Annotated in this window: 29 protein-coding genes, 2 tRNA genes and 1 pseudogene; 25 read left to right on the top strand and 7 right to left on the bottom strand. The window is 56.4% G+C overall.

Going from position 1 to position 24,079, the window contains the following annotated elements:
- Positions 1–60 precede the first annotated feature (60 nt).
- From PSH66_RS04690 to PSH66_RS04675, 4 genes are all read right to left on the bottom strand, one after another.
- The gene (locus PSH66_RS04690) at positions 61–366 is read right to left on the bottom strand and encodes a DUF6388 family protein (protein ID WP_305428482.1); all 306 of its coding nucleotides are present in this window, start codon (positions 364–366) and stop codon (positions 61–63) included.
- 151 nt (positions 367–517) lie between these two features.
- Positions 518–590: transfer RNA gene (locus tag PSH66_RS04685), tRNA-Thr, on the bottom strand.
- 48 nt (positions 591–638) lie between these two features.
- Positions 639–2,039, bottom strand: coding sequence for an O-antigen ligase (locus tag PSH66_RS04680; protein WP_305428481.1), 1,401 nt, complete (start codon positions 2,037–2,039; stop codon positions 639–641).
- A 27-nt stretch (positions 2,040–2,066) separates the two neighbouring features.
- Positions 2,067–2,480 (bottom strand): pilin, encoded by a 414-nt coding sequence (locus PSH66_RS04675; RefSeq protein ID WP_042944156.1) that lies wholly within the window; start codon positions 2,478–2,480, stop codon positions 2,067–2,069.
- Between the two features lie 202 nt (positions 2,481–2,682).
- Between PSH66_RS04675 and PSH66_RS04670 the strand changes: the two genes are divergently transcribed.
- From PSH66_RS04670 to yacG, 4 genes are read left to right on the top strand one after another with little or no spacing between them, the layout of a single operon-like run.
- Positions 2,683–3,891, top strand: a complete 1,209-nt coding sequence (locus tag PSH66_RS04670; protein ID WP_305428480.1) for a type II secretion system F family protein — start codon at positions 2,683–2,685, stop codon at positions 3,889–3,891.
- Positions 3,888–4,754, top strand: coding sequence for an A24 family peptidase (locus tag PSH66_RS04665; protein WP_141064335.1), 867 nt, complete (start codon positions 3,888–3,890; stop codon positions 4,752–4,754). Before PSH66_RS04670 ends, PSH66_RS04665 begins: the two co-directional genes overlap by 4 nt.
- Positions 4,751–5,374, top strand: a complete 624-nt coding sequence (coaE, locus tag PSH66_RS04660; protein WP_003171682.1) for a dephospho-CoA kinase — start codon at positions 4,751–4,753, stop codon at positions 5,372–5,374. The genes PSH66_RS04665 and coaE overlap by 4 nt, the downstream gene beginning before the upstream one ends.
- Positions 5,371–5,571: a DNA gyrase inhibitor YacG gene (yacG, locus tag PSH66_RS04655; protein ID WP_003188437.1), complete on the top strand. Its 201-nt coding sequence runs from the start codon at positions 5,371–5,373 to the stop codon at positions 5,569–5,571. Before coaE ends, yacG begins: the two co-directional genes overlap by 4 nt.
- Here the strand turns inward: yacG and PSH66_RS04650 are convergent.
- Positions 5,568–5,783 (bottom strand): hypothetical protein, encoded by a 216-nt coding sequence (locus PSH66_RS04650; RefSeq protein WP_003171680.1) that lies wholly within the window; start codon positions 5,781–5,783, stop codon positions 5,568–5,570. The genes yacG and PSH66_RS04650 overlap by 4 nt on opposite strands.
- 76 nt (positions 5,784–5,859) lie before the next feature.
- On the bottom strand, positions 5,860–6,549 hold the full coding sequence (locus tag PSH66_RS04645; RefSeq protein WP_042945574.1) for an energy-coupling factor ABC transporter permease: 690 nt from the start codon (positions 6,547–6,549) through the stop codon (positions 5,860–5,862).
- 129 nt (positions 6,550–6,678) lie between these two features.
- On the opposite strand from PSH66_RS04645, the gene PSH66_RS04640 reads away from it, so the two are divergent.
- Genes PSH66_RS04640 through PSH66_RS04630 form a run of 3 tightly spaced genes read left to right on the top strand, consistent with a single transcriptional unit; the run spans position 6,679 to position 8,895 of the window.
- Positions 6,679–7,308, top strand: a complete 630-nt coding sequence (locus tag PSH66_RS04640) for a DUF1780 domain-containing protein (protein WP_305428479.1) — start codon at positions 6,679–6,681, stop codon at positions 7,306–7,308.
- 54 nt (positions 7,309–7,362) lie between these two features.
- Positions 7,363–7,536 carry a DUF3094 family protein gene (locus PSH66_RS04635; protein ID WP_003171674.1) on the top strand — a complete coding sequence of 58 codons (174 nt, stop codon included), beginning with the start codon at positions 7,363–7,365 and terminating at the stop codon, positions 7,534–7,536.
- A gap of 60 nt (positions 7,537–7,596) precedes the next feature.
- A complete protein-coding gene (locus tag PSH66_RS04630) occupies positions 7,597–8,895 on the top strand; it encodes an NAD(P)/FAD-dependent oxidoreductase (protein ID WP_003171673.1) in 1,299 nt (432 codons plus the stop codon).
- Between the two features lie 132 nt (positions 8,896–9,027).
- Here the strand turns inward: PSH66_RS04630 and PSH66_RS04625 are convergent.
- Positions 9,028–9,104: transfer RNA gene (locus PSH66_RS04625), tRNA-Pro, on the bottom strand.
- Positions 9,105–9,346: 242 nt separating this feature from the next.
- Between PSH66_RS04625 and PSH66_RS04620 the strand changes: the two genes are divergently transcribed.
- The 18 genes and pseudogenes from PSH66_RS04620 to topA all read left to right on the top strand — a co-directional run bounded on the left by PSH66_RS04620 (position 9,347) and on the right by topA (position 24,049).
- Complete coding sequence (locus PSH66_RS04620) at positions 9,347–10,207, top strand: ParA family protein (protein WP_305428478.1); 861 nt, start codon at positions 9,347–9,349, stop codon at positions 10,205–10,207.
- Position 10,208: 1 nt separating this feature from the next.
- On the top strand, positions 10,209–10,967 hold the full coding sequence (locus PSH66_RS04615; RefSeq protein WP_305428477.1) for a hypothetical protein: 759 nt from the start codon (positions 10,209–10,211) through the stop codon (positions 10,965–10,967).
- Positions 10,967–11,665 (top strand): DUF2786 domain-containing protein, encoded by a 699-nt coding sequence (locus PSH66_RS04610; protein WP_305428476.1) that lies wholly within the window; start codon positions 10,967–10,969, stop codon positions 11,663–11,665. Before PSH66_RS04615 ends, PSH66_RS04610 begins: the two co-directional genes overlap by 1 nt.
- Positions 11,662–12,381 (top strand): HNH endonuclease signature motif containing protein, encoded by a 720-nt coding sequence (locus PSH66_RS04605; RefSeq protein ID WP_305428475.1) that lies wholly within the window; start codon positions 11,662–11,664, stop codon positions 12,379–12,381. Before PSH66_RS04610 ends, PSH66_RS04605 begins: the two co-directional genes overlap by 4 nt.
- Positions 12,365–12,583: a hypothetical protein gene (locus PSH66_RS04600; RefSeq protein ID WP_119737117.1), complete on the top strand. Its 219-nt coding sequence runs from the start codon at positions 12,365–12,367 to the stop codon at positions 12,581–12,583. Before PSH66_RS04605 ends, PSH66_RS04600 begins: the two co-directional genes overlap by 17 nt.
- The gene (dnaB, locus tag PSH66_RS04595; protein WP_305428474.1) at positions 12,580–13,926 is read left to right on the top strand and encodes a replicative DNA helicase; all 1,347 of its coding nucleotides are present in this window, start codon (positions 12,580–12,582) and stop codon (positions 13,924–13,926) included. Before PSH66_RS04600 ends, dnaB begins: the two co-directional genes overlap by 4 nt.
- Positions 13,927–14,088: 162 nt before the next feature.
- Complete coding sequence (locus PSH66_RS04590; RefSeq protein ID WP_305428473.1) at positions 14,089–14,610, top strand: hypothetical protein; 522 nt, start codon at positions 14,089–14,091, stop codon at positions 14,608–14,610.
- A 235-nt stretch (positions 14,611–14,845) separates the two neighbouring features.
- A pseudogene (locus PSH66_RS04580) lies at positions 14,846–14,938 on the top strand (hypothetical protein); the annotation flags it as partial.
- Between the two features lie 118 nt (positions 14,939–15,056).
- Positions 15,057–15,293, top strand: a complete 237-nt coding sequence (locus tag PSH66_RS04575) for an Arc family DNA-binding protein (protein WP_305428471.1) — start codon at positions 15,057–15,059, stop codon at positions 15,291–15,293.
- Entirely contained in the window at positions 15,290–17,047 is a 1,758-nt protein-coding gene (locus PSH66_RS04570) for a ParB family protein (RefSeq protein WP_305428470.1), read from the top strand. Before PSH66_RS04575 ends, PSH66_RS04570 begins: the two co-directional genes overlap by 4 nt.
- A gap of 28 nt (positions 17,048–17,075) precedes the next feature.
- Positions 17,076–17,771, top strand: a complete 696-nt coding sequence (locus tag PSH66_RS04565) for a DUF2857 domain-containing protein (protein WP_305428469.1) — start codon at positions 17,076–17,078, stop codon at positions 17,769–17,771.
- Positions 17,768–19,069 carry an STY4528 family pathogenicity island replication protein gene (locus tag PSH66_RS04560; RefSeq protein ID WP_305428468.1) on the top strand — a complete coding sequence of 434 codons (1,302 nt, stop codon included), beginning with the start codon at positions 17,768–17,770 and terminating at the stop codon, positions 19,067–19,069. Before PSH66_RS04565 ends, PSH66_RS04560 begins: the two co-directional genes overlap by 4 nt.
- A gap of 431 nt (positions 19,070–19,500) precedes the next feature.
- On the top strand, positions 19,501–20,226 hold the full coding sequence (locus PSH66_RS04555) for a PFL_4669 family integrating conjugative element protein (RefSeq protein WP_305428467.1): 726 nt from the start codon (positions 19,501–19,503) through the stop codon (positions 20,224–20,226).
- Entirely contained in the window at positions 20,226–20,771 is a 546-nt protein-coding gene (locus PSH66_RS04550) for a DUF3158 family protein (protein WP_370694824.1), read from the top strand. The genes PSH66_RS04555 and PSH66_RS04550 overlap by 1 nt, the downstream gene beginning before the upstream one ends.
- 15 nt (positions 20,772–20,786) lie before the next feature.
- Complete coding sequence (locus tag PSH66_RS04545; RefSeq protein WP_305428465.1) at positions 20,787–21,242, top strand: single-stranded DNA-binding protein; 456 nt, start codon at positions 20,787–20,789, stop codon at positions 21,240–21,242.
- 103 nt (positions 21,243–21,345) lie between these two features.
- Positions 21,346–21,789: a hypothetical protein gene (locus PSH66_RS04540; protein WP_305428464.1), complete on the top strand. Its 444-nt coding sequence runs from the start codon at positions 21,346–21,348 to the stop codon at positions 21,787–21,789.
- Between the two features lie 60 nt (positions 21,790–21,849).
- Positions 21,850–22,047 carry a CrpP family ICE-associated protein gene (locus PSH66_RS04535; RefSeq protein ID WP_305428463.1) on the top strand — a complete coding sequence of 66 codons (198 nt, stop codon included), beginning with the start codon at positions 21,850–21,852 and terminating at the stop codon, positions 22,045–22,047.
- A gap of 97 nt (positions 22,048–22,144) precedes the next feature.
- The gene (topA, locus tag PSH66_RS04530) at positions 22,145–24,049 is read left to right on the top strand and encodes a type I DNA topoisomerase (protein WP_305428462.1); all 1,905 of its coding nucleotides are present in this window, start codon (positions 22,145–22,147) and stop codon (positions 24,047–24,049) included.
- Positions 24,050–24,079: the final 30 nt, after the last annotated feature.

The following is a 24,079-nucleotide window of genomic DNA, read 5'->3' as shown; positions in this document are numbered from 1 at the left end:
CTGATCGTTGTAGTGAGCGGGCGGTGCGACGATTCGACAAGCCCGCTCACTACGGTGTACTCAGACGACCAGGTTATTCATCTCGCAATATTCGTCCCATTCGACACCCAGCACCTCGGCCGCTTCCTTGTGCAGAGCCAGCCTTGCTGCTTCGAACTCTTCCGGGGTCGAGGTGTATTTGAGGGTCAGTTCCCAAGGCTGGAGGCCCTGGCTCTCGGCCTCGTCCTCGAATGCCCACTGAATCTGGTCGCGCTGATCATCGGCGCTCAGGTCCTTGATCTCTTCTTTAAGCTGCGACGTTTCCTCAAGGTAGTTCTTGAGCGCTTGTTCGTGCCGAGCTTCCTGGGTCATCTCTTTAGTGGTCATGTCTGTTCTCTTAGATCAAGGAATGGGGATGCATCTGGGTCATCAAGGTTGCGCAGATACAAAAGAACAGGCACATGTGCCGGCTCGTCTGGCCTTCAGAACCATTCTGGGATCATCTGAAAACGTTGCCTTTGCAGCGGTGTTGCCTTTGTGCCCGAGACAGGAATCGAACCTGCGACCTTCGCGTTACGAGTGCGCTGCTCTACCGACTGAGCTACACGGGCGGTGGGCTAAAGCTAGCACCGCATCGGGCGTGCAGCAACTTGCGCGCGTCAGCGGGCAATCACGCCTTGGGCCCAGAAGCGTGGCTGCAAGTAATGGTCGTGGGTTTTCCTGTACTGCTGCTGGGCCTGGTCGATGTGCGGTACATCGCGCACCGCTATCCCGATCAGCAGACCAACGGCCAATACACTCAGCACATTCCACGCCCCCCACGCCAATGGCAGCGTTGCGGTCGCAGAGGATCGCCACACATGCAGGCCCATAAGCCAGCCGACGACCAGGGCCAACCAGACCTGGGAGTTGGGCATGACGATCACACCGTCGACCATGGACTGCACCAGCGCACCGACCAACGCCGCAAACAGGCATAACCGCACCAGGTCCGCACGTTCGCGGGACAGCGCTCGCTCGCGCAACACCGCCACCGTGGCCCACCCGCCCCGCCCCGCCAGGAACGCCACGCACAGCGCTGATGGCACGCCCCATTCACTGGCCCACTGCAAAACGGACTGGTGTGGATGAGCAGCGATCCCGTTGTCGATATCGGCAAAATGCATCGGACCGAAGCCAAGCCACGTGCGCTCCACGAGCATATGCCAGCCTTGCCACCAGATCGGGCCGCGCCCCGACAGCGACGTGGTGAGACGATCCGCGGCGGCATTGGACAAGTCGAGGTTCAAGTAATCCGCCAGCACCGTAAATGCCAGCCAATACAGCAATAGCCCGCCCAACACGGCGGCCAATTGCCAACCCAGCCAGCGCCGCCCCCACGGCCCGAGCACCGCCAGCACCATGCCCGCAGCCCCCATGCCCAGCCACGTACCGCGCGTGCCACCACTGATCGCGATCAGCCACCAAACGCACAGCAACGCGAACACCGCACCGCGAAGGGGGCGCGAGACCGTGGGTATCAGCAGGGGCAGTGCCAGCAGCGGCAGGGTGAACGTCTGGAACTGACCGTAGAAACGTTTGTTGGAAAAGCCGGACAGCAACAGGTCAGGATCGAGCATGCGCCCGCCACCGGTGAACGCATGCGCGGCGGCATAGAGGTATTGCGACGACTTGATCAGGCACAGCAACAGCACAATCAGGATCAACACACGATCCAACGACTCACCATTGCGACGGCGCAGCACGGCAAACGCCGCGGCAATCGCCGCGCAACCGACAAACAGCGCCACTTCGGTGAACGCCCAGAGCGGCTGGTGGGCCAGCGCCGAGGACACCAGGCCCAGCCCGGCAATCAGCGCCAGGCCCAAGGCCGTAGGCCGGTCCACCAACCGCTCCACCGGGACAACCGACAGCCCATACAGCACCGCACAAAAGCCGAGTGCGATTTGAATCACACGCTGCAGATCGTGCCCGCTGAACGGCGCGCAAATCCCAACCGTCAGCAGGCACACCGCTACCACCAGAAAAAGACTGCCACGCTGCTGTACGGTTATTGCCATCGGCCACCTCGTCGCAGGGTTCAGCAGTTACGCCCCGTCAGCACCGCAGCCCTTGGCGACATATTTTGCGTCGGCGTTGGTCGTGCATTTCCAGCCCGTGGTAGCGCTGCGCGTCAGAGTGATGATCTTGCCCAATACCGGCGCGGGTGCGTCGAGGATTTCGCAGTTGATGGCGCCTGCGCCGCTGGTTACGTCACCCGCTACATCGATCTTGCAGTTGGCGGTTGGGCTGGTACCACCGATCAGTGCCAATGTAGGGACGGTGCCTTCGTTGATGACGCTTTCGTACCCGGCCTTGAGCGCGGCGACCTCGGCCAGGCCGGCGGTGAACTTGGCCTTGGCCTGATGCGTGGTGTACATGGGCAAGCCGATGGTGGCCAAAATGCCGATGATTGCCACGACGATCAACAACTCGATCAAAGTAAAACCTTTCTGACGCATCACATTCACTCTCCAGAACAGAACTCATGACAAGGCGCGTCCTGCGCCCCGTAGTGTGCAACGGCGCCAGTGTACTCACCCGCAAGCGCTTGATCGCCTGCACGACGCACATTCTGACATTTTATCCGGCGCCACCGCCCGGCCCGGTGCCGTCACCTGACTAAGCTGTAAATCTTCGACGACCTGTGTGCGGAACCGTGACATGAACAACGCTTCGACCATTTACGCCTGGGAAGGCATCAACCGCAAAGGGCGCAGGGTGTCCGGGCAAACCACGGGGCACAACCCTGCCCTGGTCAAGGCGCAACTGCGCCAGCAAGGCATCAGCCCCGGCCGGGTGCGGAAGAAAACCGCCGTGTTGCCCAGCCTCGCCCCTTCGGTCAAAGCGGCCGAAATCACCCTGCTTACGCGCCAACTGGCGACACTGCTCAAAGCCGGAATCCCCCTTCTGCAAGCCTTCGACATCATCGGCGAAGGCTTCGACAATGCACCGGTTCGTGACCTGGCCCAGGGCCTTAAACAGCAGATCGCCGCCGGCAGCAGCCTGGCGGAGGCGTTGCACAAACATCCGCGCTATTTCGATGACCTGTACTGCAATCTGGTGGCTGCCGGCGAACAGGCCGGCGCACTGGAAACCTTGTTGGAACGCGTGGCGGTTCACCGGGAAAAAAGCGAACAGCTCAAGGCCAGGATCAAAAAGGCCATGACCTACCCGATCGCAGTGCTGGTGGTTGCCGGCCTTGTCACGGGGGTACTCCTGATACATGTGGTGCCGCAGTTCCAGAGCCTGTTTGCCGGGGTCGACGGGCAACTGCCAGGCTTTACCCTGCAGGTCATCGCCCTGTCCGAGTTCATGCAGCGCGCCTGGTGGGCAGTGATGCTGGGCCTGGGCGCAGGCGTGATGGGCCTGCGCCAGGCGTATCGTACTTCATCGGCTTTCCATTACTGGCTGGATGCCGGTTTGTTGAAAGCGCCGCTGGCAGGCAAACTGCTCACCAGATCGGCCGTAGCTCGCTACGCCCGCACACTTTCCACCACCTTCGCAGCCGGTGTCCCGCTGGTGCAGGCGCTGGATTCGGTGGCCGGCGCCACTGGCAGTCAGCCGTTCAAAAAGGCAATCGAACATATGCGTCGCGACGTATCCACAGGCATGCAGCTGAATCACTCCATGGCCAGCAGCGGCTTGTTCCCCGCCATGGCGATCCAGATGACAGCCATCGGCGAAGAATCGGGCACCCTGGAGCGAATGCTGGAAAAAGTCGCCAGCCACTATGAGGCCGATGTGGACAATCAGGTCGATAACCTCACCAGCCTGATGGAGCCCGTGATCATGGTGGTGCTCGGGGGCATTGTCGGCGCGCTGGTCATCGCCATGTACCTGCCGGTCTTCCAACTGGGGAATGCATTTTGAGCGTGCTGTTGAGTGAACATCCGTGGCTTTTTGTCGCGTTGGCGGGAGTACTGGGTTTGATCGTCGGCAGTTTTCTCAACGTGCTGACGTGGCGCCTGCCGAAAATGCTCGAACGGGAATGGCGTGCCCAGGCCCATGAGGTGCTGGGATTACCCGCCGAACCCACGGGCCCGACCTACAACCTCATGCACCCGAACTCCTGCTGCCCCCAGTGTGATCATCCGATACGCCCCTGGGAAAATATCCCGCTGCTCAGCTATCTGTTCCTCAGGGGCCGCTGCGCGCACTGCAAGGCCCCCATCAGCGCACGCTACCCGCTCACCGAACTCGCCTGCGCGCTGGTCTCGGCGTCGGTGGCCTGGCAATTCGGCTTCGGCTGGCAAGCGGGCGCGGTCATGCTGTTGAGCTGGGGGCTGCTGGCGATGAGCCTGATCGATGCGGATCATCAGTTGCTGCCGGATGTGCTGGTGTTGCCGCTGCTGTGGCTGGGGCTGATCGTCAACGGCTTCGGATGGCTGACGACGTTGTCCGACGCCCTGTGGGGCGCGGTGATCGGCTACATGAGCCTGTGGAGTGTGTTCTGGCTGTTCAAGCTGGTCACCGGCAAGGACGGCATGGGCCACGGTGATTTCAAATTACTGGCGCTCCTAGGTGCCTGGGGGGGCTGGCAAATATTGCCGATGACGCTGCTGATGTCGTCGCTGGTGGGGGTGTTCGTCGGCTTGATCCTGATGCGCCTGCGCAGGGCCCAGGCTTCGACGCCGATGCCGTTTGGTCCGTATCTGGCCATTGCCGGCTGGATTGCATTGCTCTGGGGTGGTCAAATAACCGACTTCTATTTGCAGTCTGTCGGTTTCAGATGACCACTTCTGTTGCAACTCCCTGGATTCTTGGCCTTACCGGCGGCATCGGCAGCGGTAAAAGCGCCGCAGCTCAACACTTTATCGACTTGGGCATCGACCTGATCGACGCCGACCATGCCGCCCGCTGGGTGGTCGAACCTGGCCGGCCGGCACTGGCGCGTATCGCCGAGCATTTTGGCGGTGGCGTACTGCAACCGGACGGCCAACTGGATCGCGCCGCGTTGCGCAAGTTGATCTTTGAAGTGCCCGAAGAGCGCCTGTGGCTGGAAAGCCTGTTGCACCCACTGATCGGCGAGGAAATCCGCAGCCACCTGGCGCGAGCGCGCTCGCCGTACGCGATCCTGGTGTCACCGTTGCTGATCGAATCCGGCCAGTACAGCATGACCCAGCGCATCCTGGTGATCGATGTGCCGCAATCGCTGCAGATACAGCGTACCCTGCAGCGCGACGGCATCAGCGAGCAACAGGTGCAGGCGATCCTCAAGGCCCAGTCAAGCCGCGAAGACCGCCTGAACCATGCCGATGACGTGCTGGTCAACGATAAGGACCTCGCCTGGCTGCACGGCGAGGTCGAGCGACTGCACCACTTTTACCTTACTTTGCGTGGAGGCCGATCATGAGCCAACCCTTGACCGTCGACTGCCCAACCTGCGGCGCCCCCGTGGAATGGAAAGCGACCAACCTCAACCGGCCGTTCTGCTCGGACCGTTGCAAACTCATCGACCTGGGTGCCTGGGCCGCTGAAGAACACAAGATTCCGGTGGCGCCGGACGCCGAAGACGAGCTGTTTTCCGAAGACCTGCCGCCGCGCCATTAAGGACGCATAAAGGCATACTCCTGCTGGTCGTCGAGGTTCTCTGCAAGGTATTGCAGCTCGTCGGCCAGGTCTTCGAAACTGCGCACGCCCTTGCTCTGCTGCACCACCGCGCTGAGCATCGCGCGCAGGGTCAAACCTGGGTCGAAACCGATTTCCTGTGCCGCATCCTGGCTTCTGCGTAGCTCCTGCCGTGCCCATTCATACACACTCATGATCCGCGCTCCCGCTTTGCTCATAGACAATTTGGCAGAGCATGGGCCTGCTTGGCCGCAGGGCATTTGACCTGGATCAACGCGGCGAATCGTCGTCTTTCCAAGGCGCCGAGAGGTAGCGCGTGCGGTTGAAGGTCTCCAGCCATTCCGGACAAAACACCACCAGCGCGCTGATCACCATGCCGTTGATAAAGGCCTCGGGGAAGATGATCAGCCACAGGTAGCCGACGAAATCTTCCAGCCATTGCGGCATGGCAAAACGCCCGTCGAACCACAGCAAGCCCAGCCCCAGCAACAGGCAGAACAAGGCCGACAGCGCGGCGGCAAAAAAACCGGAACAGAAGATATACACGAAGGGATTGCGCGGTTGCGCTCGCTCAACCAGCAGTGCGCAGCCTTCGGTGATCAATACCGGTAGCCCGATAAACAACAGGCCGTTGACGCCCAACGCGGCCAGGTCCTGGCGCCCCGACAGCATCAAGCCCAACTGGGCGGCGAAACCACCGACGACTGCCAGGGGCCAGTCGAGCAACAGGGTCACAGCGGTCATGCCGATAAAGTGGTAGGACACGCCGGTGTCGAAATCCCGCCGCACCAACCACAGCATGAACAGCGCGAACACCGTCCCGAACAGCAAATGTTGGCGCCGCCGGTCGGCAAACACCTCGACCCAGGGCGAGCGCAGGATCGCCCAGATGAGCACCGGGGTATAAAGCAGCCAGCCGATACCGAGCGTTCCCGGTGCCAGTACTGCTGCGCTGATCACGGTTGCAATCCCACTGCACAAAAACTCACCCGACACCTCTTCGCTGGCGTTGAAGTCGAATCGTCAGTCTACACCGACCTTTTGGAGCGGGACTTCCTGCGGTCATCATTTGAGCGCTAAGCTGCAAGCATGGATGACTCAGACTACCTGCGCCTGCTCACCGTAGCGGCCGAACAAGCCAACGCCTTTCTGTCCAATGCCCGCAAATGGGAGCGTGAGCGTTGGGTCTGCCAGCGCCTGCTGCAAGGCCTGAACGTGCCTTACCGCGCCGAAGAGTTCCACGCCGCCGGGCAAGAACCGCCGGACGTGCTGTTTCGTGATGCCAGTTTCGAAGTGTTTTTTGTGCTGGATGAAGGCCGGCGCCTCAACGATGAATGGCGCGATGAACTGCTGCGACGGCGCAGCGCCTTTTCCTTGAGCCAGTTGGTACGACGCGAAGCCAAGCCACGACGCATCCCTGCTCACGAATTCCTGCTGCGCCTGGCGCCCACGTTGCGTAAAAAGACGCGCAACTACAAAGAGCGCGGGATGGACCTGGGCGAGCTGGATATCGTCGCCTTCACCAGCCTCAAGCGCGAAGTGCTCGACCTCAACAGCCATTTCCCGCCCCCCACGGAATACCTGCGCCAGGGCTGGCGCTCACTGTCCCTGGTGGGGCCGACGTTTGCACGGGTGCTGTTCGCCCACCCGGACGCGCCGGATTTCTTGCGCAACAACCTGGGCCGCAGCATAGTGTTCGATGTAGGCATCAGCCTCTGATCCCTTGACTGTAACGTGGCGCCCTTTTGCAACGTCTACCCGACGAGGCCTTATATGACCAGCCGCCTGAAACCCGACGACCAACAGCGTGTCGAAGAGTACCTGCAACTCTCCCAGAACAGAGTCGAGCGCAAGCCTTTCCGGCCATGGCTGCTCCTCTGCGTAGTGCTGGTGGTGGTGATCGGGCTCGGCCTGCTGAGCCGCCTTTTGAGTTACCTGACGCTATGAGCTGCCTGGCGCTCGCGGGGGTAACTGCTCCGATTTCTTTTAGCCTTGCGAGATATCCCCATGACCCATCGTATTATTATCGTCGGCGGCGGCGCCGGCGGCCTGGAGTTGGCTACCCGCCTGGGTAAGACTCTGGGCAAGCGCGGTACCGCCAGCATCACGCTGGTGGACACCAACCTGACCCACATCTGGAAGCCCCTACTGCACGAAGTGGCGGCTGGCTCATTGAACTCGTCTGAAGACGAACTCAATTATGTTGCCCAGGCCAAATGGAACCACTTCGAGTTCCAGCTGGGGCGTATGAGCGGGCTGGACCGTGAACAGAAGAAAATCCAACTGGCCGCCACCCTCGACGAAGAAGGTCGCGAACTGGTGCCGGCGCGCGTGCTGGGCTATGACAGCCTGGTGATCGCGGTGGGCAGTACCACCAACGATTTCGGCACCGAGGGCGCGGCGCAGCACTGCCTGTTCCTCGACACCCGCAAGCAGGCCGAGCGCTTCCATCAACAACTGCTCAACCACTATCTGCGCGCTCATGCCGGGCAGACTGATGTGGTGGAGAAAATCAGCGTCGCCATCGTTGGCGCCGGTGCAACCGGGGTTGAACTGGCCGCCGAGCTGCATAACGCCGCCCATGAACTGGCGGCCTATGGCCTGGACCGCATCAAGCCGGAAAACATGCACATCACCCTGATCGAAGCCGGCCCACGGGTGCTGCCTGCCCTGCCGGAACGTATCGGCGGGCCTGTGCATAAAACCCTGGAGAAGCTCGGCGTGACCGTGCTGACGGACTCGGCGGTCAGTGAGGTAACGGCCGACGCGCTGATTACCAGCAGCGGCCAGGTGATTCCGGCCAGTTTGAAGGTATGGGCCGCCGGCATTCGCGCGCCGGCGTTCCTCAAGGACATTGATGGGCTGGAAACCAACCGCATCAATCAGTTGCAAGTACTGCAGACGCTGCAGACCACCCGTGATGAAAATATCTTTGCCTTCGGCGACTGCGCGGCCTGTCCGCAACCGGGCACGGACCGCAACGTGCCGCCTCGCGCACAAGCCGCTCACCAGCAGGCATCACTGCTGGCCAAGTCGCTGAAACTGCGGATTGAAGGCAAGGAGTTGCCGAACTACAAGTACACCGACTACGGCTCGCTGATCTCTCTGTCGCGTTTTTCGGCAGTGGGTAACTTGATGGGCAACCTGACCGGCAGCGTGATGCTGGAAGGCTGGCTGGCGCGGATGTTCTATGTGTCGCTGTACCGCATGCACCAGATGGCGTTGTATGGGTTCTTCCGCACGGCGATGTTGATGCTGGGCAGCAAGATCGGACGTGGGACTGAGCCGCGCCTCAAACTCCACTAAAAACGCATAACACCTGTGGGAGGGGCGGTGCGACGGTTCGACTTGCTCCCTCCCACACCTACCTCGCGGCGAGTTCAGGATTTGTGCACGCAAAAAAAATCCCCGTATGTTTCGATACGAGGATTTTTAATATGGTCGGGGTAGGGGGATTCGAACTCCCGACATCCTGCTCCCAAAGCAGGCGCGCTACCGGACTGCGCTATACCCCGGTAATAAAAAGGCGACCTTTCAGTCGCCTTCTTCGATCAGCGCTTTTGGCCTCTGATCTTAAGATTCGATTCCAGCGTTAACTGGTCTCAAAAATGGTGGGTCGTGTGGGATTCGAACCTACGACCAATTGGTTAAAAGACAATTGGTTTTAGCGGTTCAGAGCTCAGGATTGTGTTCGCTATAGAAAAATATTGCCGTGGCCTAGCAGCCTCTAATGAACCCACATTAGAGGCTCCAAACCATGAAAATCACTTCGGTCGTTTCGACCAAAGGCGGCGTTGGTAAAACCACCATAGAGGCCAACCTCGGCGCATTCTGCGCGGACGCAGGCCTTCGTACCCTCCTGATCGATCTGGATCCAGCCCAGCCTTCGCTCTCTTCGTATTACCAATTGGTCGAGGAAGCTCAGGGCGGCATCTATGATCTGCTCGCTTTCAATATCACCGACTCCCTCAAGATCATCTCCAGCACGACAATTCCCAATCTGTCCCTGGTGATCTCGAACGACGAAAATAACCAACTGAACAGCTTGCTCCTGCAGGCACCGGACGGAAGATTGCGCCTATCCAATCTGATGCCGGCATTCGAAGGTCATTTCGACCTGGTACTGATTGACACCCAAGGTGCTAGATCGGCCATGCTGGAAATGGTGGTTCTGGCGTCTGACCTGGTCATATCCCCTCTTCCACCCAACATGCTCGCCGCACGCGAATTTAGCCGCGGAACCATGCAGATGTTGGATGGGCTCCGCGCCTACGGGCGCCTGGGGATGAAAATCCCTCCCGTGCGGATCGCCATAAACAACCTCGATCAAACCACCGACGCGCAGGTGATCGAGCAGTCAGTGCGCGAAATATTCCAAGACAATGAAGAAATCAGCGTTTTGGACAGCATTATTCCTACTGCAGTGGTGTTTCGCAGCGCTGCATCCCTCGGCGTTCCAGCACATCGCCTGGAATATCGCCAGCCTTCCAACCGCAAATCCCCAGCAGCCCTAGTCGTCATCCGCCAATTGGCCATTGAAATCTTCCCTGAATGGCGCGAGCGCTTCGAGGCCATGACCGAAGAGAGGGTAGCCAAATTGGTGAGGGAGGATCGTTGAAATGGCAAAGCCTTCTATCACCGATGCTCGCAGCATTACTGCAGACGTCATCCTTGAGATTGGCAAGTACTACAGCGCCCAACAATTACGCAGCTTGCAAGCCAAACTAAGTGGGACTGCTCGTGACATCCACTCTCTGACGAGCGGTACACATCTACCCGGCCGCATTGGTGCCCATTTGAGCTTTGAACAGCGTCAGCTTTTGCAGGACGCCGCGAAGCTTATCGAGTCATTGAATTCGAACATAAAGCACGCAAAGGAGAAGCGCGGCCGCGACGAAAGCGTGGCCAAGCGGCGTCAACAAGCACGAGATGCAGAAGCGAAGCGACTGGTAGCTGATACATATCTGAAACCTTTTGTCCCTGATCCAGCTGCTCTGGAACCTCTCCTGGAGATTCTTAAAACCGCGCTGACGCTCAATCGCGCAGACGTTTTCAAGAATGGTTATTCCCCTGGTGAGTTCAATCTCAGGCTCCGTGACTACCTGTCGCCTGCCTGCACACGAAAGCTCATTGGCTGGACCAGCCCAAGTGCGTTCTGGGTAAACACGGTCCTCTCTCTGCGTAATGACGTTGTGCAAGCTATCGAGCAGGAAATTGCTTACGACGATGGTTCCAGCGTCCAGGACCGTCTCAATGTGCTGAAACAGAAGGTTTCGGACTGTCGCGCCCGGGTTTATCTCTCAGTGGATGAAGAGGAAACATTGCGTCTTTGGTCAGAGGCGCTCTCCCCTCGTGCCCAGCAGGAAGGGGATGAGTGATGGATAAGCAACGAGTTCTTGAAAAAGTTGCTAAATGCTTTGCACTGGCCAACTCCAACGGTGCATCGCCTAATGAAGTTGAAACAGCGCTTCGCCAAGCCCGAAACCTGATGAAACAGTACAACCTCGAAGCCATCGAAGTTGCGGCTCACACGGTTGATGAAGCGAGCGTTCCCACACATACCCGCCGAGCTCCCCAAGATTGGCTTCACCTGCTCGCTCAGACGTGTGCGCGAGCGTTCGATAGCCAACACATTGCCTACTACAACCCTTTACAGGGCTGGTCTTTCAAGTTCTTGGGCAAAGGTATTTCGCCAGAGCTCGCTGCGCATGCGTACTCCGCACTGCATCACCAATTGGTGGCAGCACGCCGTGAGCATGTAGCCCAACAAAAGCGATGCCAACTGAAAACCAAGCGCCGTAGAGGTGCCCTGTTCGTAGAAGGTTGGATAAACGCCGTGAGTTACAAAGTGGCTGAATTCGCCGGCTCAATGGACAGTGAAACAAGCAAAGCTATCAGCGCTTACTTGGAACACCACCATCCAATGCTGAAAACCTTCGAGATCCAGTCCCGCGAAGCCAAAGGCCACGATACCGGGTCGATGACCGCAGGTTGGAATCAAGGGCAAAACGTCCGGCTCCATCGCGGCGTAGGGAAAACAGGCCACCCCGCTCTTATTTCCGGAGGTGGGCAATGACACGTCAATGTCTGTCCCCTCTGGGTAAGGCTACCTTGGAGCATGCGCGCTCCCGATTGGGATTGGTGCCGATTCAAAAGCATCACATTTGGAGTGAGGCTGAGGAGCGCATGCTCGTTGCTCGCTACCCCAACGAAACTACCCAAGCACTGGCCGATGAAATCGGACTCAGCGTCTATCAGGTTTACGCAAAGGCCAAACGCCTTGGCTTATCCAAAAGCGCTGAATTTCTAAGCAGCAATCTCTGTGGCCGATTTGATGGCAGAACTGGCACTGAGCACCGCTTTGCCAAGGGCATGACCCCTTGGAACAAAGGCGTTAAGGGGCTCCCCTCAGTCGGCCGCATGGGAACAACACAGTTCAAGGCAGGAAACCGGCCCGAGAACTGGCTTCCGATTGGCAGCCTGCGCACAACACCAGATGGGTATCTGCAGCGAAAAATCACTGACACCGGTTACCCACCAGTTGACTGGCAAGGTGTGCACATTTTCCTGTGGGAGGAGCATTACGGTCCCGTCCCTATCAACCATTGCGTGTGCTTCAAGGACGGTAATAAGGCCCAAATCGCTATCGACAATCTTGAGCTGCTCAGTCGAGCGGAGCGTATGCGCCGCAACACCATCCATCGCTATCCGGAAGAGCTGAAGTCCGTAATCCGCGCCGTCGGCAAACTCAAGCGCACCATTCGTGAGGCTGAACATGAAAAACAAGATTGAGGATCTTCGCAATCACCTGTTCGTCGCCATTGAAGGCCTGCTGGATCCTGACAAGCCAATGGAAATCGATCGCGCCAAAGCCGTGGCCGAAGTTGCGCAGGTGATGATCAATTCGGCCAAGGTCGAAGTGGACATGGTCAAAGCTCTGGGTGCAGCTACCGGCAGCGGCTTTATGCAGATAGATCAGGGGCGGTTGAAATGAATCATCTCGACCTATCTCCACCACACTCCGTCGAGGCCGAACAAGGCGTATTAGGCGGGCTGCTTCTCGACAATAACGCCTGGGATCTCGTCGCGGACAAGCTGGAATACTCCGATTTTTTCCGGCACGACCACCGCTTGCTGTTCGGGACCATTGCCAGCCTGGCCGACAAGGCCATTCCGTTCGATATCGTCACCATACATGACGCATTGGAGAATCCCGAAGAAGCGGGTGGCCTCGCCTACCTCGCCGAACTTGCGAAAAATACTCCTTCAGTGGCCAACATAGAGCACTACGCATTCATCGTACGTAACCGCTCTCAGCTCAGGCAGCTCATGACCCTTGGCTACCAATGCTCTCGCGAAGCTACAGATCCGCAGGCAAATGCCACGGAGGTTCAGGAGTCCATCGAGCAGCAACTCTTCGCCCTGGGGGAAGGTAAAAGCGCATCGGAATTCGTCAACATCAACAAGTGCCTGACAGCGGTCGTCGAACAAATCGATGAGCACTTCAATGGTGATGTAGTGGTGACCGGTGTGCCTTCAGGCCTGGACGATCTAGACGATCTGACCTCGGGTTTTCAAGAAGCAGACCTGATCATCCTCGGTGCACGTCCGTCGATGGGTAAGACCTCCCTGGCATTGAACTTTGTGGATAAAGCGCTCCAGGCGAAGCTAGACCGGACAGTTCAGGTTTTCAGCATGGAAATGCCGGCAAAAGCGCTGCTCTATCGATTGATGGCCATCCTTGGCCATATCGATCTTGGGAAGCTGCTGAAGGGCAAGCTCGATGACGAAGACTGGCCGAAACTGACCGCAGCTGTTTCGCGTATCAACAGCTACGGCGAACGATTGGTCATTGACGACTCATCGGAACTAACACCTGCTGCGATCAGGGCCAAATCCCGTCGTGCAGCTCGCCGATTTGGCCACCCGAGCCTGATCCTGATTGATTACCTGCAGCTTATGCGCTGCGCGGGTCAGGAAAACAGAGCCAACGAAATCAGCGCAATCTCTCGGGCCCTTAAAGCCCTTGCCAAGGAAATGAACTGCCCAGTGGTAGCGCTATCGCAGCTCAATCGATCCCTAGAGCAACGTCCGAACAAGCGCCCGATCAACTCAGACTTACGGGAATCCGGAGCAATCGAACAGGACGCAGACGTCATCATGTTCGTTTACCGCGACGAGGTGTATCACCCGCAGACCGAATACAAAGGCGTTGCCGAGATCATCATCGGCAAGGCACGCAACGGCCCCACTGGGACCGTTCGAACCGCGTTCATCGCAAATCAGACTCGCTTTGCCAACCTGGCGCCTAGTTCCTGGCAAGGGGGTCAGCCATGAAAAATACTCCCGCTATCTCTCATTGGTGCCGTCATTGTGGCGGTCACCATCCGATACATCAGGTGAGTGGAGCTGTACCGGCCTCCCCTGACTGTGAAGCGGCGGTGCTGATTTGCCCAACCTGCAATAGCTATGACATCGAGGAGCTTCTGGAGGTGCCAGATGCACAGTAACGCCTCGCTTTTCCCAAGCATTCATGCCGGTGCAGGATTCGAATCTTCGGCCGTGGTTCACGCTCATAAAACGGGGATCAACCCCGTTGAACTGGACGCTCTTGCTCAAGCTATTAGTCGCCTTGCTCGTGACCACAGCACAGTGGTCCCGTTGAGTATGCGTGGCGATCTTCGTGAGTTTCAGGAGCTCGGCTACATCGAGGTATCAGAAACAGCAAGTTCAACGCTCACCGTCGAACTGCTCTGCGCAGGCGCGTTGCTCTCAAGCTACTTCTGGTCGGTTTGGGTCCCCCGTCATCTCCAAAGCTGCTCTTTGAAAGTGGCTGTGATGTCCCACCTGCAACATTCAGAGCCAGTTCAACACTGCAGCGTTGTGTTTCGCGTGCCAGGCGCACGTGAAGCAACACGTCATTTTATACATGAGCTGGGTACCAAGTTTCCTGGTGACCAGGCTGAAATCATTGCGATTCAGGCAGGCAACGTACTGGCAGACAAGGATGTTGATCAATGACTGTCAGCCGTTTACGTGGACAGCACGAGAACCTTCGCCAGTTGGTGGAGTTTGCTGAGGCAAACGGCTGGACCGTCTCTCGAACTCACGGTGGCCACATCAGGTTTTCCAAAGCCGGGCTTGGTTCGATCTACACCTCTTCGACCTCCAGTGATCGCCGGTCTGGCCTCAATGCAAAGGCACGGCTTCGTCGAGCCGAACGAACTCAAATTAACGTTACTCAGGAGGCAATTTAATGCCTATCCGTCATCGCATCGTTCACCTGATCGACAAAAAACCCGACGGCACACCCGCAATTCTTCACGCCCGCGATACGGAGCTGGGCGACAAGATCGAGTACGACGAGGCTTCCAGCACACTCACCATCAAAGGTTTGCCTACCCAGCTCAGTGATCAGTTGAAACGTCGCTGAAATCAACCCTGCCCGATAAGTAATGGAGAACGCCATGAGCAATGAAACCAAACGTCAACTCGAAGAAAAATTCGTAGTCCGCCTTCCGGACGGGATGCGCGAGCGAATCGCACTGCAGGCACGTGAAAACACCCGGTCAATGAACTCGGAAATCGTTCACCGCCTTGAAGCGACCGCAGAGCTTGAGGCCGCTTTGGATCGAGCCCACAAGATCATTGACCAACTGTTGGCTGCAGCTCCGGCCAATGAGCAAGCTGGGGCAAGAGTATGAAACCGTCATTGGCCCAGAGCATGAAAGAAAAGCTGCAGCTTCCTGGCTTTGAATCCAAGTCGCCAGCTGCCGCTCGCTTGAGCGACCCCATCGTCGACACACCGATGTTGCTGACATTGGACGAGACGCTGCCGTATGACGAAAACCCAAGGACCACGCGCAACCCAAAGTACGACGACATCAAAGAGTCGATCCGTCAGCGTGGCCTGGATACGCCACCGCCCGTGACCCGAAAGCCAGGTGAGGAGAAGTTCCGGATCAGGAACGGTGGTAACACTCGACTCGCGATTCTCAATGAATTGTATCGTGAGACCGGGGACGAGAAATTCTTCAGGTTCCACTGCCTGTTTCGTCCATGGGATGCAGTCCGTGGGGAGATTATTTCTCTCACCGGCCACTTGGCCGAAAACGATCTGCAGGGGCAGCTTCTTTTCATCGAGCGAGCCATAGGTGTCGACAGGGCAAGAGCTCTGTATGAGGAGGAGATTGGGGGTCCAATATCTCAAAGTGAGCTTTCTCGCCGATTGAAAGCAGATGGTTATCCGGTTTCACAACCTCATATCAGCCGCATGCAGGACACTATTCGGCACCTGCTACCCGCTATTCCTGCAACCCTTTATTCCGGGCTTGGGGTAGATCGCATCTCGAAGATACTTGCGCTACGGAAAACAGCTCAACAATGTTGGGATCGAAATTATTCAAGTACGGAACACGATCAGCTATTGGACTTCGACACAGTATTCCAAGATGTTCTGTCTCAGTTTGAGGGTGATGCCGAAGAGTTTCTGTTCCAGCGATTCCAAGACGAATTGATCGACCAGCTCAAACAGCCGCTGAATCTCGGGTACGAAAAAATTCTGCTGGAGATCACGCAAAACCAGGACCAACTACGTCGCTCAACGCCGATCTTGGAGATTCCTTCCTCTGTAGCGCAATTTGACGTAGAGCCTCAGCCTAGTTCAACAAATGGCAATCTGGTTGCCCCAGCCATAACCATCACTAACGCAGAAGGCACGCCGAAAACTACCCCTACATCTGCAACAACGCACCCACAAGGAAAAGGCCAACAGCAGTTGGCCCCTCCTCCACATGAGCAAATGACGCCTCAAGAAAAACAGAAACGCATTGATGGGCACGTGGCGAGCCCTGTGAAAACATCTCCCAAAGTCGACAAAATGAAACGAGAACTCGCTGCGCTGGACGGTGAGATTTTGCCTGACTTTGCATCCAATGCCTTGGTAGCAATCCCGGTTCAAGCGGGCGGGCTTAATCCTATTTCGGACCTCTGGTACATCGAGCGCGAGATAGATAACACCGCCACCCTTCGCAAGCACATTGCCCAATTAGCACGCGAAATAGCTAGTGCCGTGAAGGCACCTGGTGAGTTTATGGACATTGATGGGGGTGTTGGTTTCAGCTACTGGCACCCAGAAGTCGATGTTGAAATCACTGCCACAGCCCAACATACCTTGACGCTGCTCCAGTCTTTGAGTGGCTCGATGGCCATTGTCTTAAACATGATCCATCAGCAGCCCGAACTCCAGGCTGATGCTTTGGCCGACTTTGAATTTGCAGCTGGTCTGGGCCAGATCCTAATGGGCCAGCCCCGCACGAAAGACCAGTCCCCGGAAAATGTAGAGCGTCTTAGCGACGGTGCTTTGGTGAAGCTTTTTAGGATTATTCGTCTTGCCAGGCGGTTGATTGACCTGGAGGTCGAGTCAGTCGCCAACAACGGTCCGAACCCTGTCAGCTAACTCAGGACTACTACTAAGGGGAGTCGTCATGTCCAAAACACCGCTCAACGAAGCCATCTTGTCTCAGGTGCTTCATCACATGCGTAACGGCCAACTTAGGCGCTGTATCGAAATGGGGCTTGAACCCGAGATACTTGCCCAGTTGCAACAGCCGTCCGTATTGAGCCTGTTACTCAATACACCTGTTTCCTGGTGCAACGTCACCATTGATGGGGACATGGTGAAAAAACTTCTTACAGGTGCCCAACGCTCCGACGAAGAAGTGCGCATGATCGAACGCGCTTTGCGCCTGGGCGCAACGACTCAAATGCTGCAACAGTTCTTTGGGTTGTCCCCGCAGGACGTAGCCCTTCAACGTCTAATGATCGGTGTATCAGCGCGACGCGGGCGGTGGCGTGAGTTCAGTGAAGAGATGGACGCTCATCTTTGGCATCGATGGACGCACCTGATGCAGGAGCATCAGGTTGAGCTTGAAGACAGTCTCGCTCTACTAGACATCGCCATGCTTGTAGCTGAAGAGCTCAGCAGCCCACCTGATTCCAACCCAGACGAAAAGACTGAGAGCCTGAGCCTGGCCGTCATATGGCATCGAGTACAGTCCTGGATTAAAGAGGGGCTTTACCCCCCATCAAATGGTGGGACGCACAAAAGACTGCAACTGGTTTCCAATCAAAGGAAGGCTCAGCCTGCATCTTCTTCGTCAGAAGGTGACCCCGTGCTATGAGGTTGTCTCGGCTGCCATTGTCGACGCTTTTGGATTCGGCCTCAGGGCACCTTGAGGCTCACTTGCTTCAGAAAAAAGAGTCGGTACCTCCAGGGATCGAAGGTTCAGCACCTTTCTCTGGAATTATTTTCAGTGGGAACCCTCATGAAACGGTTCCTCGCAGGCTACTTCTGGATGACCGTCTGACACCGCTTGAACGAAACACATGGCAGGTATTCCGCCTACTTATAAACGACGACGGTCTAACGGCGTTCCCTACTTATGACCAACTGCGGCCATATCTAGGCATGCAACCCGGCAGGCCGGCTTCGCGTGAAACCGTGTCTAAAGCATTGGTCACTCTCCGCCTCACACGTTGGCTGAGTCTTGGTCGACGCGTTCGTAATGACCTTAGTGGGCAAGTCCAAGGCAACGTCTATCTGCTTCATGACGAGCCGGTAACACCTGCTGAGGCCATGGAGTTTGATAAGGATTATTTGCAGCTCTTAACTCAGTCAATGGAGCACCAAACAAAGGTCATTAGGGAAGTCGCAGAGGTTGCTTGGAAAGAGTTCGCTGCCGACCCAGACGTTGGCCAGCGTTTACCTAGCAGATTGGACGTAATTGAATCTCGTATTAACAGCCAAACCTGGGTGGCGGAACAGTCCTCCGGTGCATCACAAGCAGCTGAGTTCGGAGTCCGAACCCAGCAAATTTCCATGCTGCCGCCGCTTAGTTCGGCAACCGAACTAAGCAAAAAAGAAGGTAAGCGAAGCACTTCTGACCAGAGTTCGGATGCCGAACTCAGTCTGAAATCAATGAGTTCGGCCTCAGTTCGGCATCCGAACTCATATAGTACGTATACAGATACAAACCATGATGTTTGTAAAAGCTCTGTACATGTACCGCACACTCCAAACGATATCGAGGCTGAATTACTCGATGCGCTGCATCGCCTTCCAGGCGACCAAAAACAGAAAGCAGTGTTGGCACTGCAAAAGGTGCCAACTGATCTTAAATCCGCTCTCATCAAACAATGGGTACACCGTTGTGAAAAGGGATCAGTTAGAAATCCGCTTGGTTACCTTATGACGTTGGTGGGCATGGCAGTCCGTGGGGATTTCAACAGTGATTGGCTACCCGAAGGCCAAACTGCCGCGGAAACAGTACTGCAAATCGCGCTTAATCCGCACGAGAGCACAGGTAAGTCATCCAAACCTGAACCCCTAATCCGCAGTCCAGAATCGATGCAAACGGCACAGAAAACGCTCAGTGGGATGTTGCAATTGTTGAACCCCCAACGAGGAACACAGCCATGATGTCGAGCAATCAAGACAATATTCTTACAAGGACCAGCATTGGTAGTCGCTGCCTGCAGTATCGGGACACCCAGAGCTATGCGGCCCGCATAGATCAACCCAGTGCCAACATTTGTAGTGGCAGTCCAACTGTCTTGGTCGACTGCACCTATACGGCCCGCATAGCTCAACCCAATTCACCTAATTGTGATACCAGCCAAAGAGGGTGGGAGGGTCAACGCTATGCGGGCCGCATAGCTCTACGAAAAGAGGGTGTGACTTATATCAAGATGCCTATTAAAGCAGTGAGCAGAGTGGGCTTTGCCCGCTTCCACCTATAAACAGAAGTCTCAACAAATTCCCTTCCGTCGAACTATGGATTTAATGCTGCAGCTATAACGACCAACTCGCAGCATGGAGACGTCATCCTCTCTCCAAGGAAAAACTGCACCATGGCTGATAACTTCCGGCTCAACATCGGATCACTGCGCAGCGATGTGAAGCTCACACTTCACACTCACCACGCTGCGCGCATCTGGATGGGGCGCCCAAAAAATGACTTAAAGGTAGGCATCATCGGCTTGTCTGGTTTTTGCACAGTCGTCAATCGTATCTCGAGAGGTGCACAACAAGATGATCCATACTCTGATTGGTGGATGATTCTTCTTGAAGAAAAAATTAATGTTTCAAAGGAGGCGTTGAAAGCAATCGAAGAACGCCTGGACACAGCTATGGCTTCCCTCCCCCCGGCCATCAGCATCAGTGAGAATCTGTCCATCCAGCCTGTCAGCCTCCCTCTATATATCGCAAATCCACTCGGCTTCCAGGCCGTGTACCTGCTGACTAACTACGACGAAATTGTCAGGCGCATTTTGCTGGCCCAGCATGTCGGCCTGGTCGGCCGTCACGACATGGAAACTTGGATTGATGAAGGAGCAGCCGTACTGCGCAGACTCTTTGGTCTGGCCCAGATCTACAAATACTCCGGCGCTGCACGCGATGACTTCGCCGCCAACAATGCCAAGGCTGAAGCAGCCCGCAAAATGTACGAGCGCTACGGTGAACTGCCGCAGGACATCCTGGAAGGCACCCGCCGTTCGAACTTTGCTCCCCCCATCATTCGCGGCCAACAGCAGTCCGAGGTGAGTGATCACTTTGATGATACCGAAGAAGGCTGATGTTCATGGGCCAGAACACGTCAAAGGACAGCGTGCTGCAACAGACAGTCTTCCGACCACTGCAACAGGATGCCTTCCAGAGACTGCAACAGGCTGCCTCACTAAAAGGCCTTTTAAAACCTTTTAAAGGTAAGGGGGAGCTGAGCCAATTTGCCGATCTGTGCCGAGCCCAAGAATCGGACTTAAAAGCTCTAGCCCAGGAAGTGCTGAACCAGGCACGCCAATATCCATTCACCCTTGTTCCAGTGCGACTCACTGAACAGAACACCCAGGCCGGGACCCAGTTTCTGCGCTGGCAGAAAGTGACGGACCGTCGGATGGGCGTGGGAGTTTGGGCAGAGATGATGAGCTCACCCAGAACACCGGAATCCATGCTGCAGGACCTCTACGTGATGGAGCTGCAGCGCATCACCTTGAACATGCAAATGAGTTTGTTGCACTCGATTACCAAACAGGCCGACGAGTGCGCCGAGAAAATGGGCCAGGCAGAGGCCGTGTACACCGCTCGACTGCAGCAGCTCACCAATCAAACGCAACATCCCTAACGTCGGAGAACACTCATGTCCACACCCGTACAAGGCTGGGAAGGCAATATCGGCTCCACCCCGGAATTCAAAGAGTTCGCCAACGGCAACAAGGATCCACGGAGGCTCATGCGGGCCAACGTCTACTTCGACAACTCGATTCCGGACGGTAAAGGCGGATACGAAGATAGAGGGGGATTCTGGGCGAACGTCGAGTGGTGGCACAAAGACGCTGAACACTACTCACATCTGTTTCAGAAAGGTATGCGCGTAATCGTTTCCGGTCGAGCCGTAATGGATCGCTGGGAAAAAGACGGTGAGGAAAATGCGGCTCTGAAAGTTCAAGCCTCGCGGGTCGCCATCTTGCCGCACAGGATTGCGAGCGTGACCTTGTCACCGTCGCAGGGTCAAGGCAACCCGTCACGTGATCAATCCAGTCCGCAACCTGCCCCTGATTTCGACGACTACCCGGACCCCGACCGTCAGTTCTGATTGCAGGGGCTTAATTTCGGCCCCCCAATCGTGAAGCTCGTGGTGGAGGGAAAAACATCAACGTCTTTCCCTCCCCAATCGTGAAGCCTTAAGGTGTATGAAAATGCGGGACGATGATGAAGAGAGGTGTCCAGATGGCTGGCTTCTGGTAGCAGCGGATCACCCCACGTTGGGACGGCTGTACTGGCGGTACTGTGATGAGAGCGACGTAAACGCAGCAGACTTCTACGGTATTACCGATAACATTAAACTCGCCTCCTGGATAAAAGCTGGTTGGCGTGATAAAGACGTCTGGTCGAATGACTACAGTGACATGAGTTCATTCGTTGCACGAAGATTCATACAGGAGCTTTTAAATCCGGATCGCTACGACACCAACTACTTCGAACTTTTCAACTGGGATGATGAGTCTGAAGATCTGGAGCTTCATGGCGATTTACACGATTTTCAACGACGAAGTGGTCAATCTGTCGAGTTCTTCGTACATTGGCTAAGAGCCGCCGATTGGTTCGACGCCCCGGCATCTGACTGCAACAATTTCCCGTAAAAAATCGCGCCATGCACCGATCTGCTGGAAGATGAATTAGAGCATCGTGGAGCAACCGCCATGGGTGATAACGCTTTCTTGCCTAGGACCTCTGACAAGCGAAGTTGCAACAACCCTCACCTGACGGTTATTGCCACTGGTGCGGCCGCTGCGCGGAAAGGGCTACAGGTGTATGACTGCCCTTACCAACACCCGGCTATGCGTGCGTCGTGGCTAAAGGGCTTTGCCCAGGCACAGCAGCTATCGCTGGACCTATAGCCGCATAATGCCCTCCCCCTCGCATTGACCATTTCCTATTGAAGCCCAACCCGCCTGACGCAACAGTCCCAATCTGATTATTTGAGAGGGACACACCGTGAAGCTATTGATCATCGAGGCACCTGGTAAGCTGAAAAAGCTCCAGCCAATGATGAAGAAGCTACGCCCAGGCGAAGACTGGCAGGTGGTTGCCAGTGGTGGGCACATCCGTGACCTGCCGGCCAAAGGTCAGGACGACAGCATGATCACCACCGGAGTACGTAAAAACTACACACCGGTGTACGAGATCCTGGATAAGAGCGCCAGGGCCGTCAAAACGATCAAGTCAGCAGCGAAACAGGCCAGTGAAATTTACCTTGCAACCGACCCTGATCGTGAAGGTGAAAGCATCAGCTGGCACATCCAGCAGGTACTGGCGGTAAAAAACTACAAACGCATTACCTTCAACGAGATCACTCTCAAGCGCGTTGAAGAGGCGCTGGCCAATCCACGACAAATCGATCTGAACAGGGTTGCCTCACAGGAATGCCGGCGTGTGCTTGACCGCTTGGTGGGTTACCTGGTGACCCAAGAGTTGCGGCGCCTGATGGGCAAACCTACTTCCGCTGGCCGCGTTCAGTCACCCGCCGTGTTTCTTGTGGTCTTGCGCGAACGCGAGATCCGCAACTTTCAGGTGATCAATCACTTTGGCGTGCGTCTGTTCTTTGCCGATCTAAGTCGGGGCACCACTTGGTATGCCGAGTGGCAACCGGTACCGGATTTCGCAAGCAAGGACTTCCCCTATGTTCAGGATAGCAACCTGGCTCAGCACGTCGCCGGCACTCGAAATGTGGTCGTGGAGTCCTGCGAGGATCGCAAGGCCGAGCGTCATCCTCCCGCACCATTCATCTCATCCACTCTTCAACAGGCCGCCAGCAACGCGTTGAAATGGGATCCGGACAAAACTATGCAGGTGGCCCAGCGCTTGTACGAGCAAGGCGTGATCACTTATCACCGGACGGACAACCCCAATGTTCCGGATGAAGCCATGGCGGATATTCGAACAGTAGCCAATGCCCTTGACATGAAAGCCGTAGATGACCGGCGCACGTTCAAAGCGGCTGAGGGCGCGCAGGAAGGCCACCCTGCCATCACACCAACATATTGGTCCGAAAGATCCGCCGGTGAAAACGATGACGAACTGGCCCTGTACAAGTTGATCTGGATTCGGGCATTGGCCAGCCAGCTCGAAGCCGCTATCTACGACGTGCGTACTGCGAAACTGCTCGCCGTTGGTCCTGGCGGCAAAGCACTGCGGTTCACTGCATCGGGCAAAACACTCTGCCACCAGGGATGGCTGAAGGTGCTCAAGGGCGATGATACGGATGAGGAGGAAGACGCAGAAGCAAACAACCCCGTGCCAGCGCTCACTCCAAAACAGATTCTTTCGGTCCACAGCGGCGAACTGCTGAAGAAGAAGACACAACCACCGTCACGCTACACTAAGGCCAGTTTGATCAAGGAAATGGAACGACGCGGGATTGGTCGTCCCAGTACGTTCGCCTCGATCTTGAAGAACATCACCAGCAAAGGCCTGATCGAGGAAAAGAGCCGAAAACTGGTACCGGCGTCGCTGGGGGAGGAAACGATCGCGAAACTCGAAGGGTTCTTCAGTTTCGTTGAGCTGGATTTTACCAGGGAGCTGGAGCGCGACCTGGACAAAATCGCCCAGGGCCAAGACACCTATGGCGCCGTCGTTGAACGTCTGCATAGGCGCCTGGAAGAGGAACTGTCTCAGCAACGTGGAATGCCGAGTGTGCCAATGACCTCCGCTCCACGTGCAGCTGCATCTGGTGGCGCTTTCAGCTGTCCCAAATGCAATCAACCCCTCGCGAGGCGGCAGAAGAAAGGGGATGGTGGATATGACTTTTGGGGGTGCACGGGCTTCAAATCGAATGGTTGCAAGGTGAGTTTTCCAAACTTGAATGGCAAACCCGATCTTAATAAACCCAGAGGGGTTTGACCTCTGCCATTGTTGATACAAATCACCGTC

It is taken from the genome of Pseudomonas sp. FP597, assembly GCF_030687435.1.
Classification (GTDB): domain Bacteria; phylum Pseudomonadota; class Gammaproteobacteria; order Pseudomonadales; family Pseudomonadaceae; genus Aquipseudomonas; species Aquipseudomonas lactucae.
Note: the sequence above shows the minus strand (reverse complement) of the source record. Positions and strands in the feature narration are given on the sequence as shown.

Excerpts from the sequence above, each read along its gene's own strand:
- PSH66_RS04690 (WP_305428482.1), bottom strand. The coding sequence starts at position 366 with ATGACCACTAAAGAGATGACCCAGGAAGCTCGGCACGAACAAGCGCTC.
- PSH66_RS04590 (WP_305428473.1), top strand. The coding sequence starts at position 14,089 with ATGCACAGTAACGCCTCGCTTTTCCCAAGCATTCATGCCGGTGCAGGA.
- PSH66_RS04575 (WP_305428471.1), top strand. The coding sequence starts at position 15,057 with ATGAGCAATGAAACCAAACGTCAACTCGAAGAAAAATTCGTAGTCCGC.
- PSH66_RS04675 (WP_042944156.1), bottom strand. The coding sequence starts at position 2,480 with ATGCGTCAGAAAGGTTTTACTTTGATCGAGTTGTTGATCGTCGTGGCA.
- PSH66_RS04535 (WP_305428463.1), top strand. The coding sequence starts at position 21,850 with ATGGGTGATAACGCTTTCTTGCCTAGGACCTCTGACAAGCGAAGTTGC.
- PSH66_RS04550 (WP_370694824.1), top strand. The coding sequence starts at position 20,226 with ATGTTCATGGGCCAGAACACGTCAAAGGACAGCGTGCTGCAACAGACA.
- PSH66_RS04635 (WP_003171674.1), top strand. The coding sequence starts at position 7,363 with ATGACCAGCCGCCTGAAACCCGACGACCAACAGCGTGTCGAAGAGTAC.
- PSH66_RS04610 (WP_305428476.1), top strand. The coding sequence starts at position 10,967 with ATGGATAAGCAACGAGTTCTTGAAAAAGTTGCTAAATGCTTTGCACTG.
- PSH66_RS04570 (WP_305428470.1), top strand. The coding sequence starts at position 15,290 with ATGAAACCGTCATTGGCCCAGAGCATGAAAGAAAAGCTGCAGCTTCCT.
- PSH66_RS04630 (WP_003171673.1), top strand. The coding sequence starts at position 7,597 with ATGACCCATCGTATTATTATCGTCGGCGGCGGCGCCGGCGGCCTGGAG.
- PSH66_RS04670 (WP_305428480.1), top strand. The coding sequence starts at position 2,683 with ATGAACAACGCTTCGACCATTTACGCCTGGGAAGGCATCAACCGCAAA.
- PSH66_RS04560 (WP_305428468.1), top strand. The coding sequence starts at position 17,768 with ATGAGGTTGTCTCGGCTGCCATTGTCGACGCTTTTGGATTCGGCCTCA.
- PSH66_RS04650 (WP_003171680.1), bottom strand. The coding sequence starts at position 5,783 with ATGAGTGTGTATGAATGGGCACGGCAGGAGCTACGCAGAAGCCAGGAT.
- PSH66_RS04640 (WP_305428479.1), top strand. The coding sequence starts at position 6,679 with ATGGATGACTCAGACTACCTGCGCCTGCTCACCGTAGCGGCCGAACAA.
- PSH66_RS04545 (WP_305428465.1), top strand. The coding sequence starts at position 20,787 with ATGTCCACACCCGTACAAGGCTGGGAAGGCAATATCGGCTCCACCCCG.
- PSH66_RS04555 (WP_305428467.1), top strand. The coding sequence starts at position 19,501 with ATGGCTGATAACTTCCGGCTCAACATCGGATCACTGCGCAGCGATGTG.
- yacG (WP_003188437.1), top strand. The coding sequence starts at position 5,371 with ATGAGCCAACCCTTGACCGTCGACTGCCCAACCTGCGGCGCCCCCGTG.
- PSH66_RS04565 (WP_305428469.1), top strand. The coding sequence starts at position 17,076 with ATGTCCAAAACACCGCTCAACGAAGCCATCTTGTCTCAGGTGCTTCAT.
- dnaB (WP_305428474.1), top strand. The coding sequence starts at position 12,580 with ATGAATCATCTCGACCTATCTCCACCACACTCCGTCGAGGCCGAACAA.
- PSH66_RS04605 (WP_305428475.1), top strand. The coding sequence starts at position 11,662 with ATGACACGTCAATGTCTGTCCCCTCTGGGTAAGGCTACCTTGGAGCAT.
- coaE (WP_003171682.1), top strand. The coding sequence starts at position 4,751 with ATGACCACTTCTGTTGCAACTCCCTGGATTCTTGGCCTTACCGGCGGC.
- PSH66_RS04615 (WP_305428477.1), top strand. The coding sequence starts at position 10,209 with ATGGCAAAGCCTTCTATCACCGATGCTCGCAGCATTACTGCAGACGTC.
- PSH66_RS04620 (WP_305428478.1), top strand. The coding sequence starts at position 9,347 with ATGAAAATCACTTCGGTCGTTTCGACCAAAGGCGGCGTTGGTAAAACC.
- PSH66_RS04600 (WP_119737117.1), top strand. The coding sequence starts at position 12,365 with ATGAAAAACAAGATTGAGGATCTTCGCAATCACCTGTTCGTCGCCATT.
- PSH66_RS04540 (WP_305428464.1), top strand. The coding sequence starts at position 21,346 with ATGCGGGACGATGATGAAGAGAGGTGTCCAGATGGCTGGCTTCTGGTA.
- PSH66_RS04680 (WP_305428481.1), bottom strand. The coding sequence starts at position 2,039 with ATGGCAATAACCGTACAGCAGCGTGGCAGTCTTTTTCTGGTGGTAGCG.